This is a genomic window from Nostoc sp. 'Peltigera membranacea cyanobiont' 210A, from assembly GCF_002246015.1.
Classification (GTDB): Bacteria; Cyanobacteriota; Cyanobacteriia; order Cyanobacteriales; family Nostocaceae; genus Nostoc.
Window position 1 is genome coordinate 478,230 of sequence record NZ_NOLJ01000007.1, and the last position, 18,223, is coordinate 496,452.

Genomic DNA, 18,223 nt, shown 5'->3' on the forward strand with positions numbered 1-18,223 from the left:
TAAAGAACCAAGTTAACAAGAGCAAACTACTAGTACCTGCTGAGATTTTTAGTTAGGTTTCGTAGTCTGATTAAAGGCAATTACTACTAAAATAGGAGAGACGATTATTGTTATTGATTGACAGTAACGGAAGTTTGTTATTCCGCCGACTGTGATTGATAGGGTTATATTGAAACCAGCCCTCAACTACGGTTTTCTGGAATTACCGCATAAGCATCAATTTCAAACAACATACCGTCAAGTGCAAGTCTAGGAACGGGAATAAGAGTGTTTGCTGGTGGTTGATTCCCCCATAAATTTATAATTTCACGTCCTAATGGGATCAATTTATTTTGGTTGTGGTCTACTATAAGAATAGTAGTTTTTGCGACATCTTGTGGTTGTGCCCCAACGGCTGCTAAGGCATAACGGAGGTTTTTAAAAGCCTGTATTAACTGCTTTTCAAATTCATTGGAGACAAGATTTCCTTGTAAATCGGAACCAAATTGACCAGAAATATAGACGGTTCTTGCCCTTGATGGTGTCACAGCTATATGGCTATAGCCATTTTGGGGTGCATTATATAATGTTGGTGGGTTCACCAATTTCAACTCTTTGTTGTCTTTAGCGCTCACTTCCTTTTGTGTTACCACCATCAAGGCGGTAGTTATTCCACTACCTCCAAGCCACAAAAGTGCATTTCGTCGCGAGAAGTTTGCTACTAATGAATTTACAGCACTGCTAATAGGTCTAGTCATTAAAGCTCCTTAAATGTGAGTTCTCTATTTTTGCTCATACTTAGTTTTATTATCTATCTAATCAAGCTAAAAAGCACTAGTTGGAAAATTTATTCAGTGCAATCACATAAATAATAAGCCTGGATCGGTTTCAGCTCCTTTAACTTTCGATATGGATACAGTTAAAACTTATACCAAATCAGGTTATTAACCCTCCAAAAACTGTATTAGGCGATCGCAGTGCTTCATATCTTGCACCTAGCCCTGGCGATTAGAAATCGCGGCTATACAAACTTTCGTCCGCCTATCGCGCTTGCGCTGCGCTTTGCGCACCACGCGGACTAATGCAAAATCAAGGTTTTCAACCCGCGCAGACGGGTTTTGTCTGTGTAGCCGTGACTTCTAGTCGCCAAGGCTAGTAATAATTTAGACTTTTCAAACAGCCTCTAAGCTTCTGCGCAAGTTTCTTTTGCAGCCCTCAATATTATGTCTGCATGATTACTTATGAAACTAGTGAAATTTTATATAAGGATATCTAAGTTTCCCGGCTTAGATATCCACTAGCAACATAACCTACATTTAATAGATTGTTAACTCTATTCTAATTACTATTTTTTGTTTTTAAATGGTTCTTGGGACAGTTATAAATTCGTCCTTAAGTTGGATGTCAAAATTAGATGGATATTTTAACTTAATACAGGTTACAAATTTAATTAAGATTTTTGTTATACAATAGAATTTTACTTGTTAATCATACCTTCCTAAAAAGTTATTTATTAAATAAATTTTTCTGAGTTTTACCTTAAAGTTTTATACTGAGACTAACTTCTCAAGCTGATTAGCGATCGCAAGCATAAACATAAGCTATGTGCAGGTGCGTTACACTGCTTTACACTGTGTTAACGCACCCTAATTTCTAAGAAAAGTTAGGAATACTAGACTTTTCTAAACTTGCTACTAGTTTCACTCCAAACTCTTCCTCAAACACTCCTTTTTTATAATCTAAGCTCCAAAGTTCTAAAGCACAATCATCATCTGATTGAGATGGAAAAATTAGCAGGTTGACCTGATTAAGTTGTGGATAATACTCACATTGCACTTGAGCGATCGCACCAATTTGTCGTCTATCTAATGCTACTGCCAATCTTAAAATTGCACTTAATTGACTAACAATTTGTCGCTGTTGTTTAGTCAGCAAACTCTGGTAGTTTTCATGTTTTTTCTTGGGCGGCGATTTGCGATGATAACGCGCTAAATTGGCAATAATTTCAATCTCAGTTTCTGTATAACCGAGTAATTCACCATTGCGAATTAGATAGTAAGAGTGCTTGTGGTGAGACGAATGGCTAATATAGTGACCGCAATTGTGTAATATTGCCGCTGCCCACAGCATTTGTCGCTCGTCAGTTCCCCAATGATGTAGAGTACCTTGAGTTTGGTCAAATAAACTCTCGGCAAATTTTGCCACGCGATCGCTGTATTCTAAGTTGATGTGGTATTTATCCGCCAGTTTGAGAACATTCCGTTCCCGAACTGAACTTTGATAGCGCAGCTTATCTTCAATTAAACCGTGGGTTAGCATCCAGTCTACAATTACGCCTTCTCTCAGAGAACGCTCACAAACTGTAACCGATTCACTACCCAAAAGGGTCATTGCTTCTTGTAATATGACTGCGCCAGCGAGGATAACTTCAGGGCGCTTCTCTGGCATACCAGGAATCTCAGCCCTTTCGGAATTACTCAGTTTCCGCAAGCGATTTACCAACTCTTGCAAGTCTTTAAAACTAAATTGGTAGCCGTTGAGAGTGGAAGGAATAACACCCGACTTTTCTCGTGCATGAATCATTGCCAGGGTTTCAATTGTGCCCGCCGTACCCACCAAACGCGGAGATTCCCCAGACTCTAGGTTTGCTAAGATTTCTTCTACAGAACGTTCCAACATCCCGTGTGCATAAGCTTGCAGATACTGGAACTCATTGTTGCTGATGGGATCAGTGGTGATTAACTCGCTAGTGAGTCGCACTGCACCAACTTTGGTACTGGTGAGAGTCCGGGCTTGGTGACTATCGCCTAAAATCAATTCCGTGGAACCACCGCCAATATCAATAATCATGTGGGGCTGGTTATTAAATTCCATCCCCGACAGCACGCCAAGATAGATTCGCCGCGCTTCTTCTTGACCAGAAATTAAGTTAACGCTTAAGCCCAACTCCGTTTCTATTGTGTGCAAAAAATCCTTACCATTGGGCGCTTCTCGCACAGCACTAGTTGCCACAGCGATGATTGTTTCAGCGTTGATAGTTTTGGCAACTTCTTGGAAGCGTCCTAAAGCCGCGATCGCCTTTTCAATTATCTCTGGTTTGAGTTCTCCAGTGGTAAGATTGCGATCGCCAAGCCTCACGGTTTCCTTTTCTCTAGCAATAATGCTGAAAGCTGGTAGTGTGGGGTCAATCTTGACTACTACCATGTGTAGAGAATTTGTTCCCAGGTCAATGGCAGCAATAATCCGATGTTGCTTAGATGGTTGAGTAGGAATACTCTCCCAGCTAGAAACTAAATTCAGCATCTAGTTTTCTCTCTTTATTAAGAAATGATGGCAAACGGTGATACGTCGGGGTAGCTAGCACTGATATTTATGACAACACACTTGCTCAGACTGAGTGCTGTTAGCGGTAGCAGGGCGTTGAGCCAGTGCTGAATATTGAGTAAATTAAAAAATACTCAGCATTCGCAACTCAGCTTGGTCGAGGGTAACTGAGCTATGTCTATTCACCCTACTATTTATAACCTGAGTGACTATTTTAAAAATATTTAAAGTTGCCATTTTGGGTTATGTTTTTACAAATAACAAATAACGTTATTCTATAGATGTAAAGAAATGTGAATTAGGGAATAGGGAATAGGGAATAGGAGTAAAAAAGCAAGGGGAGAAATAACTAATCCCCAATCCCTAATCCCCAATCCCCAATCCCCAATCCCCAATCCCCCATCAATCCTATGTTAACGACGCCAGAACGCCCCCAGTCACCAATTTGGCTTGTAATTATCCGGCTTTTACGCTGGCATAAACCAGAAGGGCGGTTAATTTTAATGATTCCTGCGCTTTGGGCTGTGTTTTTAGCAGCTTCAGGAAAACCGCCTTTACCTCTAGTTGGTGTGATTATATTGGGTACTCTGGCCACAAGTGCGGCTGGGTGTGTTGTCAACGATTTGTGGGATCGGGATATCGATCCAGAAGTGGAGAGAACACGCGATCGCCCCCTCGCTTCTCGCGCCTTATCTGTGAAAGTTGGGATTGTAATTGCGATCGTCTCTTTAGCGTGTGCAGCAGTCTTAGCCTTTTATCTTAACCCCCTGAGTTTCTGGTTATGCGTGGCAGCAGTGCCTGTAATTTTGCTTTATCCAGGTGCAAAGCGGGTGTTTCCCGTACCGCAACTGGTGCTTTCCATCGCTTGGGGTTTTGGAGTCTTGATTAGCTGGAGTGCAGTAACACAAAGCATTTCTCAACCAACTTGGTTGCTTTGGGGCGCGACTGTATTGTGGACATTGGGATTTGATACAGTTTACGCCATGAGCGACAAAGAAGACGATCGCCGCATTGGCGTTAATTCTAGTGCCCTATTTTTTGGTAATTATGCCCCTCTAGCTATTGGAATTTTCTTTGCTGGCACAATTTTGTTATTGTCTTGGTTAGGCGTAGTTATACATCTGCACTTAGCCTTCTGGATTAGCCTTGCAGTTGCTACTATCGGATGGGTTTGGCAGTCTCTGCGATTAAGAGAGCGACACTTACCTAATTCTGCTTATGGTGAAATGTTCCGGCAAAATGTGTGGATTGGTTTTATTTTACTTGCTGGGATGATTGCTGGATCTTTATAAGGAGGCAGGCATTGGTATCAACTTAACGTGAAACCCGTTTGCTGAGAAGGTTTTTCCCTCACCCCCAGCCCCTCTCCCAGGGGAGAGGGGAGCCAGAGATTCAATTCCCCTTCTCCCTTGGGAGAAGGGGTTAGGGGATGAGGGGATGAGGGCGTGAGGGTTGAAAATTTCCCATGCTATTTGATGCGTTTAAAAATCGTAAATCTCCTAAAATCGAATTCCTCAAAACTAACCCAAGCTGGCGCGTAGCGTGGGGAACAATTGATGCAAACTATGAAGATATAGCTTGGCGAGATGAAAAAATTTCTGTAATTTTACCACGCACAACTTCGGAATTGCCGACGGAGAAATTAGCAATCAGTTCTAGAGGACGATTTGTTGTTGTTGGTGATGTTTGGTTAACTAACCGAGTGCAGTTGTTGCAAAAGTTGGGAATTGAACCAGATAGCTTTCAAGGAAGTTCTCTGCAACTGGTGGCCAAGCTTTGGGAACGATGGGGTAATGAAAGTCTTAGCCAACTTGTAGGGATGTTTGCGCTAGTGGTTTGGGATAGAGAGAAACAGGTGTTGAGGTTGATTCGCGATCGCATCGGTGTTCGTACTCTCTATTACACTACCACCGGTTCAGTTCGTTGGATTGCACCTCAACTGAGAACTTTAGCACCCCATCGTTCATCTGATTTAGATTTGGTAGCGTTGCGAGATTATCTTTGTTGTGCCTTTGTTCCTGGAGAACGAACCCTTTGGGAACAGGTACGGGAACTGCGACCTGGAACCGTTTTAGAATTTCCTGACCATAAAGTTACAGCTTATTGGCAGCTTCAAGAACAGATTGTAGCAATAGATCAACCCTTAGCATGGCATGGCGATCGCTTGCGAGAACTTCTAGAGCAAGTTGTTCAAGAATATTTACCACCAGCAGATGAACCCGTTGGCGTTTTTCTTTCTGGTGGTTTGGACTCTAGCAGTATCACTGCTTTAGTAGCAAAATTCCACAAAGCACCAGTCCACACCTTCTCGATTCATTTCGGTTCGGAATGTCCCAATGAGTTAGAATTTTCCAGTCTCGTTGCATCCCATTGTCAGACGCAGCACCACATTTTAGAAATTACTTTTAAGGATATGTGGTCACGTTTGCCGGAAACAATGACTTATTTAGATGACCCCATTGGCGACCCACTGACTGTTCCCAACCTCTTGCTGGGACGACTGGCGAGAGAAAGCGTAGAAGTAGTTTTGAATGGTGAAGGTGGCGACCCCTGTTTTGGCGGGCCAAAAAATCAGCCGATGCTAATTAATAGTTTATATGGCTCTGTCACCAATCAGGATGCATTGCAAGCTTATTTAATTTCTTTTCAAAAGTGTGCTGTTGACTTACCGCAACTTTTAAAACCAGAAGTTTGGACAGCAGTACAAACAGCGCCTTGGATTTTCGCAGAAGACTTATATTCTCAAGCAAACTATCTGAATCGTTTGATGGCAATGAATATCAAATTTAAAGGCGCTGACCAAATTCTGACCAAAGTTAGTAACTTGACTCAAGCTGCTCTTTTGCAAGGTCGTTCTCCTTTATTTGACCAACGAATAGTAGACTTAAGCATGGAAATACCTCCAGAGTATAAGCTTTCTGGAGTGGAAGAAAAAGCAGTTTTAAAGCAAGCGATTACCTACGGTAAGTCTCCGACGATCGCAAATATTTTACCAGACACAATTATTCATCGTCCCAAAAGTGGCATGATGGTACCGGTGCAGTTAGGATTTCGGAAATATTGGCAGCAAGAAGCCAGAGATTTATTGCTAAATCGGAATGCAGCTATCACTCCTTACTTAAACCAATTGCCAATTCGTAATTGGTTAAACTATCAAGGCGATACTTGGAGTCGGTATGGAGTAAAGCTGTGGTTGCTTGCTAGTTTAGAAATTTGGTTACAAGTAAATCAAAAAGCGCAGTAGTGAAAACAACAAAAAGATACGCCATGACTAAGTTGGGTTATGCCTAAGCTATCAATCCTGAGTGAGGATAAGTACTCAGTACTAATAAAAATTTTGAATCTTAACTCATCCCAAGGCTTTTCATGAAAAGCCGTGAGAAAATCGAAGTCATATCATGTCCGCTTGATTACTTACTAAACCTGAAGAACCCCACCCCGCCAAAGCTGCGCTTTGTCTCCCCTCCCCGCAAGCGGGGAGGGGAGTGGGGTGCAATGACTGTGGAAATCATAACTAATTATACGCACATGATATCATCTGTCATAAGTACCAATAACCAAAGACAAATGACTCCGATCGTATCAATATTTCCTGACTTATGTCAGCATTTTTTGTTTTAAAAACCACTGAAAAAACGCATTTTCAAGTGATTGCCGATTTTCTTTTAATTTATTTTTGATTATTTACTGAGCTAATCTCCGTTTGCGGTGTACTCTCAATATACGGTAACTACCAATACTTCTCGGTTAAGGGGAAAAAAGAAAGGGAAAAGGGGAAAGAAAAAACCTTTAACCCAAACCCAGTAACCTTTTGCCAAAACCCGATTCCGAATTAAAAATGCCTAACCGAGAAGTATTGCGGTCACTAACACACTCAACCTTTGAGATCAATTACACCCAGAGGTGAATACCATGAACAATTATGCTCAACAACAGGAATTTATTTTAAGTCAAATCACAAATAAATATTTTCAACGCCGAGATTTCAGTGGATGCGACTTGAGTGGAATCGATCTGAAAGGAATTGATTTAAGTGGTATTAACTTAATTGGAGCGGATTTGCGGGGTGCAAATTTGTCTGGCTGTGTTCTAACTCGTGCTAATTTAAGTGGCGCAAATTTGATGCAAGCTAGCTTACGTGAAGCTAATTTGTATGAAGCATCTTTGTGTGAAGCTAATTTGACTAATGCTGATTTAACAAGAGCAAATTTGTGCGGAACTTTCTTATGGCGGGTGAAATTTACAGGTAGTAATCTTTGGGGTGCTTCTTTATGTGATGTGGATTTGAGAGAAGCAGACTTAAGTGAAGCCAAATTAATTGAAGCATCGCTGATTGAAGCTAACTTAAGTTTTGCAAATCTCACACGAGCAAAGCTATGTGGAGCAAAATTACTAGAAGCTAATTTGACTGAGGCTAACTTAACTAGTGCAGACTTGACATGGGCAAATTTAACCAAAGCAAACTTGAGTAAGGCAAACCTTTGGAAGACAAATTTGATTTATGCAAAGTTGCGAGATACTATTATGCCTGATGGCACAATTGAGCAACCTCAGATAGTTATTTATTAGCTAGAGTTAGCCTTGTAAAGAGATAATTTTTTGATTTGGTTCCCATGCATAGCATGGGAATACCTATATAGTCATCCTGTCCATCAAATGCCAGAACAGAAACCAAAGATTTTTTCCTCCTTTATATATGTTTTTTTAGAGGCTTTTAGTTCTCTTTTGTCTATAACTACCGTGTATACATAAGTCTGAAATAGCTGATTAACCAGGGTTTTACCCCACCCTAACCCTCCCCTTATAAAGGGGAGGGAACTAGATTTCCGGTTTCCCCCCAATACATTGGGGGGATTAAGGGGGGTAAGTTTCTGATGAATCGCTTGCTGTTCGTCAAGAGAATGCGATCGCACTTGTGATTATCTTACTATGCGATCGCTCTAAAAGTGAAAGTGTCAGAGGGCGATCGCTCTGAACTTCCCCTTGTATTCTCCCCCATGCCCAATCTCTAAAATTCGCGTTGTGAAAAGATAAAAATAGCGATCGCTAATAACATGGCACTATAAAGTAAGCCATAACTAGCATTCATAATCAGTGCAGTGGTGTCAGGTAGTGCTTGCAGACCATAAACGGCATCATTTTTCAAATCTAATCGAGATAAATCTGGCAAGAAAAGAAACAAAGCTTGAGTTAGACGTTCCATACCAGGGTTACGGCTAAGACGACCAAGTTGTACTAAATCTTGAGTAATATTTCCGATTAAATATACCGCAAAGGTTAAAACAGTCGCTAGCAGAGAAGCAGTAAAAACACCGAAGGTAATAGCCACAGCAGTAATTAATGACAACTGCAAAAATAAGAAAATTGCAGCAATTAGAATGCTTGCTGTAGGATGAGGAATATTGCCAATTTGCAAAAATACTAGATAAATTGCTGTCATTGTAGCGACAAGCACAGCTAGAACTGCGGATAAACCAAAGTATTTGCCGACGATAATTTCGCTGCGACTAACAGGTTTAGCAATTAATACTAAAATAGTGCGTTTTTCAATTTCTTTATTAATTAATCCCGTACCAATAAATATCGTAATAATTAACCCGATGGCATTCATCGCCGCCATCCCAAAGTCTAAAAACATTTTATCTTCAGCCGTAGCTGCAAATTCAGGAAGGACGCGGAAGGCAGTGGCGAGTACTAGCGCATAAAAACCAATAATATATAGGATGCGATCGCGTACCACTTCCTGAAACACATTCTTTGCCAATACAAAAATTCTGTTAATAGTCATTTGTCATTAGTCATTAGTCATTGGTCATTTGTCATCGGTCATTGGGAAGAGGCAGAGGGTAAAAAGGTAATTTTATTATTCTTCCCCCTGCTCCCCTGCTCCCCTGCTCCCCTGCTCCCCTGCTCCTCTGCCCCTCTGCCCCAATCCTCACTGCTGCGGAGGCGGTGAACCAGGAATTAATTTACTGGCGCGATCGCATTCAATTTCTGCAACTGTAATCTTATTCTCTGAATTAGTAGCTGTTGCAACTGGTTCAATGCGACAAGATTTTTTTAAGTAATAGCCCCGTGGGTTAGAACTTGGGCCTATCCAAATACTTAATAAATCTAATATATATCCAGACTTAGTATTAGCTACACGCGGTTCAATGCGCCATAGTTCCTTCTCTTCATATTTACTCAGGTTCTTTTTAATGATTTCCCTACCCAGATTTCCTACCCGCTGTTTTGCATCTAGCAACCATTTTTCTACTTCTGACCAAGGTCTTTCAGCTATTTGCTCTACTACTATTGGTTGAAGTTTTTCTAGAATTACAGCGCCATTTTGGGGAATTTTTACTGCTGCTTCTGTTCTGACAATAAAGGTACTATGTTTAAAGGTATCTGCTTGCAAACTCGGATATTGTCGTAACCAATTATCCGTCACAAAGTGAAACTGAATCCAGCAACTTAGCAGCATACTACTAGCAACTAAAATTATGATTCTTTGGCGGTCTTGTGGCTTAGGAATACGAGCTTTTGCGTCGGTGTCATTTCCTTCAATAAACTCTGGTATTGCCGTAATTAATGCTGAAATTGTTGGCCAACAAACGATTGTTCTTGGTGTAATTACATCTCGTTGATCTCCAAATGCAAAAACACTCACTAAGAATCCAGTGATTACTGCCCCGACTGGCATAAAAGTCCCAGGAACCCTCAAAGGATCTTCAGTTGTATACCAAGCTGTACCAGCAATTAAAAATAACCAACCGAAAAAAGCAATTACATCTTTGATATAACCTGTAGCACAATATGAAATTACCCAAGAAAAAATACTCAAATAAATAAATGTCTGCCAAGAATAAGCTTTGGGTGGAACTAATATTTTTCTAATTCCTGCATAAAGCCCTTCCGCAAATTTAAAAACCCCAAAAACATCTTTGAGTAGCGTATTCATATTCCTCCGTACACCTGATTAATCAATATTTTTCCTCTAAATTAAACAAGTAATTTCTTGCTATTTTGAACGGAATAATAAAATAATAGTTATTGCAGTATAGCTCAGAGAATTTGCTATTAGTATAGTAGTAACTAAATTAGTATTTTGGAAATTAAGGGTGCTAAAACGACGCCGTTGCAAGCGCTGGGATGTTTTAGGTTCCTCTTCCTTTTTCGCAAATGATTCATTTAATGAGAATAGCAAAACCCTTAAAATGAAAAATTTCATCAAAAACGTAGCAAAAAAAATTATACAAGCAGTTAAAATAATTAAAGGTTGTGTATTCGGCGATTTAAAATTATTAAAAAACATATAGTTAATTAATTCTGATTTCACCTGTATTGGCAACATTGGTTCTGAGACAAAAAATATGAACCAACCAATTACACTTGAAAACAGATTGATAGAAATTGCATAAAAAGTACTGGTTTTTTTATCAAATTTTAGTCGAGAATGCAAAACATAAGCTTCGATGGGGATGGCAATCAGTACAAATAAAAAGTCAAACAGAAATCCACCAATGGGAAAAATCCTGGGAAGCATCCAATTGTCAGGCATAAATGGTTATAAGTAAGGGTTAACTGTAGTGAGTATAACTGGGATGGTAAGGGTGATGGGGGAAATTATCCCATTGTTCTTGTCCTTTACTATGCGAGTGTGCCAGTATTCCTCTATTGATATTGTTAATAGATCGAACTGACGCTTGTACAGACGCATTACCCGGATTTCTCACGCATAGTGTAGGCAGAGGGGGAAAAGGAGTGTGGGGAGTGTGGGGGGTAAGACATCTTCCCCATCCTCCCACACCTCCCACACCTCCCACACCCCTTGGATTTCTCACTTGTGAGAAATCCAGGATTAGAGGGGTAGTTTCTCTACCTGAGAGTACAAGAGGTTAGATAAGATTAAAGACTGCCATAGTTATAGCTTTTCGAGAGATGACAAGGAACGGTATTGGGATTCGGACGGCGCAAGTGCGTCAAGAACGGCTTATTGGTCAAATTCACGTCTATGATGGTCTGGGTAAAGGTAAATCTCAAGCGGCTTTGGGGGTGGTTTTGCGCTCCATTGGCTTGGGAATAAATACGCCTAGCAATTCTAATCGTGTTTTACTGCTGCGATTTTTAAAAGGGCCAGAACGTGATTATGATGAAGATGGCGCGATCGCAGCTTTACAACGCGGGTTTCCCCATTTAATTGACCAAGTTCGCACCGGAAGAGCGGAATTTTTTGGCCCGGAGGAAATTACCACTTTTGACCGAGATGAAGCAATGCGGGGTTGGGATGTAGCCAAAGGTGCGATCGCTAGTGGTTTATATTCAGTTGTCGTCTTGGATGAAATTAACCCAGTTCTGGATTTAGGTTTGCTACCAGTGGATGAAGTGGTAAAGACATTAAAATCCAAACCCCAAGAGTTGGAAATCATTGCTACCGGACGCGCCGCACCCCAAAAGTTGCTCGATATTGCAGATTTGCACTCAGAAATGAAACCTCATCACCACCCAACAGCCAAAGCTCTCTTCCTGGAAGGGATTGAAATTTATACTGGTGCTGGTAAAGGCAAGTCTACTAGTGCTTTGGGCAAAGCCTTACAGGCAATTGGTAGAGGAATTAATCATCCAGGATCAACCCGTGTATTGATTATGCAGTGGCTTAAAGGTGGTACTGGCTACACAGAAGACGCAGCGATCGCTGCTTTGCAGCAGTCATATCCAGAAGTGGTGGATCATCAGCGTTGCGGTGGAGATGCGATCGTCTGGCGAAATTCCCGACAAGAATTAGATTATGTAGAAGCCGAACGAGGTTGGGAAATTGCAAAAGTTGCGATCGCCTCTGGATTGTATAAAACTATTATTCTCGATGAACTCAATCCCACTGTTGACTTAGAACTACTCCCCGTTGAACCCATTGTCCAAGCTTTACTCCGCAAACCCCGCGACACCGAAATTATTATCACTGGCCGTTGCCAAAATCCACCTGCATACTTCGACTTGGCTAGCGTCCACTCAGAGGTTTATTGCCACAAACACTATGCTAATCAAGGTGTAGAACTTAAACGAGGTGTAGATTTTTAGGAATTGCTGATTAAGAGTCATGAATTTAGTCTCACCAAACAAGACAAAAGTTAAAAGAAAGAAAAAAAAATGGTTTGAGAGCAACTAAATTTATTTATGAAATATTGAAAAAGATTTGTTTCAACACATGCAGTGCAAAAAACAAAGTATCCTGATTAAATCCCCTAAATTTATTTATGGGGATTATCTTTTTGCTTTTTACTTTTATTTTTTGGCTTTTTAACAGATATCCAATAGGCGAACCGATTAGATATCTGGTGAAAATAATTTGCAACCCTTGTACAGCTTGGGCTGATATCTAATTTCTAGAGATATCTATTATTTAACAGCTGAGAAGTTGTAGTTTCCAAAACTGCCTAAAATAGACGAAAATGACCCACCTATTTTCAATACTGTTCCATTCTGTGAAAGGTTTCCCTCATAGTATTGAATTGTCGTGCCGTTATTTATACGTGAAAATCCAATGTTGCCACTAAAAGGGCAATAGAAACCTTGAATTCTATCTGTTGTAAAGATAGTACCGCTGATAGGTCGGCAATTTAGAGTGCTGCTCGGCTGAGTGATTACCAATGTACCCTGAGACTGATTTGCTGATACAGACCAAGTTCCTGCCACGCTGACTGGCCAACCGTCTGCACGGGCAGCACTAGTCCAACACAGTGTACTTAGACAGACTGTGAGCGCAGCACTTTTTTTCAAGTTGAAAATCATCAGATTTCTCCCAAGAAAATTTTTTATTTAATTTAGTTTTCTTACAACTTCAAGATAGATCAACTCGTAATTTTGCGATAGACTAAGCCTCTTTACTGCAACGAATCTTGATTAATTCAACTCAGTACCAATGCTCTTTAATAACTCTCGCCAGAGAATAAAATAAACTTCTGATATGGCACAATACTTAGTACCAATAAATTCAACTCGATTGGTTAATATGTTAAAATTAGGGTAGAAATATGTGAAGTTTGGCGTACTATTACCGCAAGGCAGAATTAAAAATTAAAAATGAATACAGCGTAAGGGTTTCGTTGATTTGGAATGATTGGTTTATTTCTACCGTGTTGTACTAGCGGAAATTTGTACTTTCAGGTAGTAGAATATATTGCACAAAGCGATCGCGTCCTGCTGCCTTTGCTTGATACAACGCCCGATCTGCTGCGGCAATCATTTCTTCTAAGTCAGAATCTGGCTGAGGAATTTCTGTCGTAAACCCAAGACTAATAGTTACATAACGACTAACTTGGGAATTTTGATGAGGAATTGCTAATGCTCGGACAGCATCACAAATTTGTTTGGCAACATGAGTCGCTCCCTTAGTGTCTGTGTTCGGTAAAATTACAGCAAATTCTTCCCCACCATAACGGGCAACTAAATCTCCGGGACGTTTAATCATATCTTTGATAGCTTGAGCAATTTTCTGAAGACAGCGATCGCCTACCCGATGACCATAGGTATCATTATATAATTTGAAGAAATCAACATCGCAAAGAATCAGAGAAAGCGGACGTTGCTCGCGTTTTAGGCGCTGCCACTCTTGGGAAAAATACTCTTCAAACCGTCGGCGATTAGCTATTTGAGTTAACCCATCGATAGTAACTAATCGCTGCAATTCCAGATTTACAGCTTCCAGTTTTTGCTGTAACTGAGATTGCTGAATCAAGCGTTTTACCCGTTGTCGCAAAACTGGCCAGTGAATTGGTTTGGTAACAAAATCCATTGCTCCCACTGCAAATGCACGGTCAACTGACTCTTGATCTTCAAGTCCTGTAATCATTAAAACTGGAGTGTGCTTGTTACAATCCAGAAGCTCCAACTGAGTGCAACACTCGAATCCATCCATATCCGGCATTATGGCATCAAGGAGTACTATATCAGGGTGCAATTGGTTAAAAACACTTATTGCCTCTATGCCATTTTGAGCTTCCGCTATTTGATAGCCTTCCCGCTCTAAGAAATGCCGCAATATCAGGCGAATAAAAGGTTCATCATCAACAATTAAAACTAAAAATTGGCTTTCTTGAGCAGTGGCTTTCATGGTACTTCCTTCGCAAGTTCTTTTTCTAAGGCAGTTTTAACTTGTTCATATTCTTGATACAGTAGTGAAAGTAATTCTAGATTGTTTTCTAAGTTACTGCTGCGTGCCTGTGCTTCTAACACCTTGCAAAGCTGTGCCAAGGCGATCGCTCCAATAGAAGCACTGCTGGACTTGATGTATGCTATCTGCCATATAGTCTGGATATCCTGAGTTGCGATCGCTGTGCTGATATCTTGCACTAGTCTGGCTGTCTCTGTAAGATAACACTCAATCAGTTCAGCAAATGCCACACGATCTCCTCTAAGCATAAGCTGCAAAGATTGGAGGATTTTGGCATCAATTTTGGCACTTTTTAATGTCTGGTTTTGCCCTGACTGTAAGAGATTTGACGAAGGTTGCAATTCTAGGCGCATCACTTCCCCTTGTTGTTTGATGGAAGTGAATTCAGAATTTCTTTGGGGTGGACATTTGCTGAGTGCCTGAGCTAACTCTTGCAGTTGAATGGGTTTGCTAATGTAGTCATCCATACCAGCGGCAAGACAAAGTTGGCGATCGCCCCGCATAGCATTGGCAGTTATGGCGATGATATGGGGACGAAAACCCACCCCCCATTCTTGACAGATTCTCCGAGTTGCTTCTAACCCATTGCTGACGACATCTGCAAAGAGTGCCGCCATCTTACTAAGCCGCTTACTAATCGCCTAATATCATGTCCGCCAAATTACCCATAATAAAAGAACCCCACCCCCAACCCCTCCCCGCCTGCGGGGAGGGGAGCTAAAGCGCAGCTTTGGCGGGGTGGGGTTCCGGGTATTATGTTTAATTGCCCGGACATCATATAACAAGTTATTTTGAGCAACTTATCTGGTTCATTGAGATGGAAGAAGGTACTACAAATCAAAAGATCCCCAACTGTTTGAAGTAAGTTGGGGATCTAAGCCTCTCGTTAGAGAGCAAATTAAATATAGTGGTTCACGCAAATTTTAAGTAGACTACGCCCGCGATCGCAACAAAAGGGTAATGGAGATTAAAAACCAATACAGTCCAAATAAACCCAAAACCAGATTGTAGAGACGCGATTTATCGCGTCTTGATTTATCGCGTCTTGAAGACCAATTATCTACACCAATAACCTTTAACCCAAGCGTATTGGATGAAAAACAAGGGTTAATGCCATTCGCTTGTACTTTAAATTACGGCTTCTTGGCGTTGACAATCAAAAACAACCATGTAGGAAGCATTTGGTATTTCTTGAGGAAGGTGCCGCATGTAGCCATCGGCATCAGAACGGCTGCGGAAGCGAGCAACAATCTCCCGTTGCGTATTCGGAAGTAGACGAGCGATCGCCCAAGAATTGAGGCGTTCTTTATACGCAATAGTCTGATTGTCTGATTGAGAAGTTTTGTTATCCGTATTTTCTGGCATAATTATGTTAACCGTATGAAGTTTAATGAAGGGCGTTAATTAGTTTCTAGGTAGGAATGCACTAACGCTTTTTTTTATGCTGCTGCCACCTTGTTATTCGATTATTAATAAATTGTCAACACTGAGCGCTATATTTTAGACCAATTAAGTTGGAGTTTTCAGGTGACAATGAATCTCAAAGCCTTAACTTGCAATTGTTTCCAGGATACAACAATGTTCAAGCAGAAAGTTTGGCAATTATTGGGTTTGCATGATTTATATGCATACACATAAGTAAAGTCCGCATCAGTGGTAAAACCAATATTAATGTCTGAAAACATACTATTTAGAAACTGAAGAGAAAATGAATAATAACGTACCTAGAATTAATCAGCACGTACACAGTCTTAATTTTTCTATAGTGTGATTAGTAAAGCTACATTGCAGCATTTACATTTTTTATAATTAGTTGAGAATAATTAAATTTTCAGAGTTGATTGAAATATTCAAAAATGAATTTTTATTTAGCTTTTGACTAGAGCTTTAGGGATAAAACATGGTGCAATTGTTTAAATTAAAAATTATTGACTAATTGTCACAAAATAGTTAAAATTTTCTCGACAAAATTATAGTTATCGATAATGAAAACACCATTTGTAACATCAATAATTCAAAAAGTAGCAGAGGAAATAGGAGCAGTAGTTTTAGTAGACCCAGAATGCAGCTTTATGGGACTGATTACATTTAAAAACGGCAATAAAACCTTTTTTCGTAGTGCCAGGTTTAGTATTAATTCTTCTGGTTCAGTAGCAATCGCTAAAGACAAAGGAGTTTCAAACTTTTTTTTAAATAAATTTGGCTATAAAGTTGCTGAAGGAAAAACATTTTTTAGTGACGAATTATGCGAAGAAATAGCTAATCATAGAAATATAGATACAGGATTTTATTATGCTAAGGAGTTGGGATTTCCTGTAATTGTCAAGCCGATTAATCTTAGTCAAGGAATGTTTGTCACCAAGGTTCACAATAAGCAAGAATATTATCAAGTCGCTAAGAAAATATTACAAAAAATCTCAGGATTTATTGTTGAGAGATTTTATAGTGGGAATGATTATAGAATTGTAGTACTTGATGATAAAGTCGTTTCGGCATATCAAAGAATCCCCTTATTTATCATCGGAGATGGTCAATCTACTGTTTTGCAACTTATGCAACAGAAGCAAGAAACTTTTATTAAAAATGGTAGAAAAGAAATTATAGATTTTGAAGATTACAGAATCAAAAAAAACTTGCAAAGGCGGAAGCTAAATTTTAGTAATGTTATACCTAAAAATAATATAGTCTATCTTTTAGATAATGCAAATTTATCAACTGGAGGTGAGGCAATAGACTTCACTGACAATATCCATCCTGATTTTAAAAAATTAGCAGTAAATATTACAAAAGATATGGAGTTAAGATTATCAGGTGTGGATATTCTTGCTAGTGATATAACGTCACCAATGGAAGATTATACAATTATTGAAGTAAATGGCGCTCCTAGCTTAACTCACTATGCATCATTTGGTGAAGTTCAGACGAAAAGAGTAGAAAACTTATATCTCCAAGTTCTCAAAGTACTTGAAAATGAGAATAACAGAGTAAATTATTGATTTTGACTGGAGGCGGAGCCGGAATTGCTCCCCTCCTGAACTATTTTTAAATTTTACCTATCTCTTCACCAATCCTTATCTAGTAGGGATTCAAATTCAGCTTGCAAGGCGTTTATATCTGCCAACCTTGTGACTAGTAAATTATCTTTACCAGCATCATTTAAACGTACTTTCCAATAACGAATACTGTCTGAGTTATTCAACCAAAACTTAATCACCGTATCTACTACTTGATCCAGATTCCAATCCCACTTTGCTGGAACTGATTCCACCGATTCTAAAAACGTATCTAGCGTACATCTATGCATTCCCAAGTATTCCACACCTTGGTGGGGTGGTTTTTGCCCATTTTGCTGTTGCTGATTAAAAAACTGCAAAAGTGGAGATATTCCTACAATATCAAAAGTGTATTTCATGCCAGTACTCTCAATTTTATATTACTTACAGGAAATATTTAGTTTTTTCTATTTCTAAAATAATATCTGGAAAGGAACTAAAGCATCTGCAAAAAGTGCAGTTTTGGTCTATATCATAGGCGTTAAATCTCAGCTATAAATTAGCACTGACAAGCATTGAGTGCTAATATTTATTTGAGAGTTTGATTGATTACTAAAAAGTTTCGGGCATTAATTCAAAGATGTATATATCTTTAATAATTATTTAATTAGTTACGTTACGGCTTGTAAAGGCTAGATCCTTTTTAAGACTTGTGATGATAAATAATATCATGTCCGCCAAATTACCCATAATAAAAGAACCCCACCCCCAACCC

16 protein-coding genes are annotated in these 18,223 nt (G+C 39.7%); 5 read left to right on the top strand and 11 right to left on the bottom strand.

Annotated elements, in window-relative coordinates; translation table 11 throughout:
- Positions 1 to 182: 182 nt before the first annotated feature.
- Positions 183 to 737: a RidA family protein gene (locus tag CDG76_RS24110; RefSeq protein WP_094351423.1), complete on the bottom strand. Its 555-nt coding sequence runs from the start codon at positions 735 to 737 to the stop codon at positions 183 to 185.
- Positions 738 to 1,632: 895 nt separating this feature from the next.
- The gene (locus tag CDG76_RS24115; protein ID WP_094351424.1) at positions 1,633 to 3,282 is read right to left on the bottom strand and encodes a Ppx/GppA phosphatase family protein; all 1,650 of its coding nucleotides are present in this window, start codon (positions 3,280 to 3,282) and stop codon (positions 1,633 to 1,635) included.
- A gap of 431 nt (positions 3,283 to 3,713) precedes the next feature.
- Here CDG76_RS24115 and CDG76_RS24120 point away from each other — a divergent pair, with 431 nt between their 5' ends.
- From CDG76_RS24120 to CDG76_RS24130, 3 genes are all read left to right on the top strand, one after another.
- On the top strand, positions 3,714 to 4,595 hold the full coding sequence (locus CDG76_RS24120) for a 4-hydroxybenzoate solanesyltransferase (protein ID WP_094351425.1): 882 nt from the start codon (positions 3,714 to 3,716) through the stop codon (positions 4,593 to 4,595).
- A gap of 173 nt (positions 4,596 to 4,768) precedes the next feature.
- Positions 4,769 to 6,547 carry an asparagine synthetase B family protein gene (locus CDG76_RS24125; protein ID WP_094351426.1) on the top strand — a complete coding sequence of 593 codons (1,779 nt, stop codon included), beginning with the start codon at positions 4,769 to 4,771 and terminating at the stop codon, positions 6,545 to 6,547.
- A 668-nt stretch (positions 6,548 to 7,215) separates the two neighbouring features.
- Positions 7,216 to 7,872 (top strand): pentapeptide repeat-containing protein, encoded by a 657-nt coding sequence (locus CDG76_RS24130; protein ID WP_094351427.1) that lies wholly within the window; start codon positions 7,216 to 7,218, stop codon positions 7,870 to 7,872.
- Between the two features lie 439 nt (positions 7,873 to 8,311).
- On the opposite strand, the gene CDG76_RS24140 is transcribed toward CDG76_RS24130, so the two are convergent.
- The 4 genes from CDG76_RS24140 to CDG76_RS36465 all read right to left on the bottom strand — a co-directional run bounded on the left by CDG76_RS24140 (position 8,312) and on the right by CDG76_RS36465 (position 11,129).
- Positions 8,312 to 9,091 (bottom strand): ABC transporter permease, encoded by a 780-nt coding sequence (locus tag CDG76_RS24140; RefSeq protein WP_094351429.1) that lies wholly within the window; start codon positions 9,089 to 9,091, stop codon positions 8,312 to 8,314.
- Between the two features lie 147 nt (positions 9,092 to 9,238).
- On the bottom strand, positions 9,239 to 10,246 hold the full coding sequence (fraD, locus tag CDG76_RS24145) for a septal junction protein FraD (RefSeq protein ID WP_094351430.1): 1,008 nt from the start codon (positions 10,244 to 10,246) through the stop codon (positions 9,239 to 9,241).
- A 60-nt stretch (positions 10,247 to 10,306) separates the two neighbouring features.
- Positions 10,307 to 10,846 carry a filament integrity protein FraC gene (gene fraC, locus CDG76_RS24150; RefSeq protein ID WP_094351431.1) on the bottom strand — a complete coding sequence of 180 codons (540 nt, stop codon included), beginning with the start codon at positions 10,844 to 10,846 and terminating at the stop codon, positions 10,307 to 10,309.
- A 19-nt stretch (positions 10,847 to 10,865) separates the two neighbouring features.
- Positions 10,866 to 11,129, bottom strand: coding sequence for a hypothetical protein (locus tag CDG76_RS36465; protein WP_143854161.1), 264 nt, complete (start codon positions 11,127 to 11,129; stop codon positions 10,866 to 10,868).
- Positions 11,130 to 11,226: 97 nt separating this feature from the next.
- On the opposite strand from CDG76_RS36465, the gene CDG76_RS24155 reads away from it, so the two are divergent.
- Positions 11,227 to 12,363 (top strand): cob(I)yrinic acid a,c-diamide adenosyltransferase, encoded by a 1,137-nt coding sequence (locus CDG76_RS24155; protein WP_094351432.1) that lies wholly within the window; start codon positions 11,227 to 11,229, stop codon positions 12,361 to 12,363.
- 318 nt (positions 12,364 to 12,681) lie between these two features.
- On the opposite strand, the gene CDG76_RS24160 is transcribed toward CDG76_RS24155, so the two are convergent.
- From CDG76_RS24160 to CDG76_RS24175, 4 genes are all read right to left on the bottom strand, one after another.
- On the bottom strand, positions 12,682 to 13,074 hold the full coding sequence (locus CDG76_RS24160; protein ID WP_094351433.1) for a hypothetical protein: 393 nt from the start codon (positions 13,072 to 13,074) through the stop codon (positions 12,682 to 12,684).
- 352 nt (positions 13,075 to 13,426) lie between these two features.
- Entirely contained in the window at positions 13,427 to 14,395 is a 969-nt protein-coding gene (locus tag CDG76_RS24165) for a response regulator (RefSeq protein ID WP_094351434.1), read from the bottom strand.
- Positions 14,392 to 15,072: a response regulator gene (locus CDG76_RS24170; protein WP_094351435.1), complete on the bottom strand. Its 681-nt coding sequence runs from the start codon at positions 15,070 to 15,072 to the stop codon at positions 14,392 to 14,394. The genes CDG76_RS24165 and CDG76_RS24170 overlap by 4 nt, the downstream gene beginning before the upstream one ends.
- A gap of 511 nt (positions 15,073 to 15,583) precedes the next feature.
- Positions 15,584 to 15,820 (bottom strand): hypothetical protein, encoded by a 237-nt coding sequence (locus CDG76_RS24175; protein ID WP_094351436.1) that lies wholly within the window; start codon positions 15,818 to 15,820, stop codon positions 15,584 to 15,586.
- Between the two features lie 620 nt (positions 15,821 to 16,440).
- Here CDG76_RS24175 and CDG76_RS24180 point away from each other — a divergent pair.
- Positions 16,441 to 17,451 (top strand): cyanophycin synthetase, encoded by a 1,011-nt coding sequence (locus CDG76_RS24180; protein WP_094351437.1) that lies wholly within the window; start codon positions 16,441 to 16,443, stop codon positions 17,449 to 17,451.
- 65 nt (positions 17,452 to 17,516) lie between these two features.
- Here CDG76_RS24180 and CDG76_RS24185 read toward each other — a convergent pair whose 3' ends face one another.
- Positions 17,517 to 17,867 carry a hypothetical protein gene (locus tag CDG76_RS24185; protein ID WP_094351438.1) on the bottom strand — a complete coding sequence of 117 codons (351 nt, stop codon included), beginning with the start codon at positions 17,865 to 17,867 and terminating at the stop codon, positions 17,517 to 17,519.
- Positions 17,868 to 18,223 lie beyond the last annotated feature (356 nt).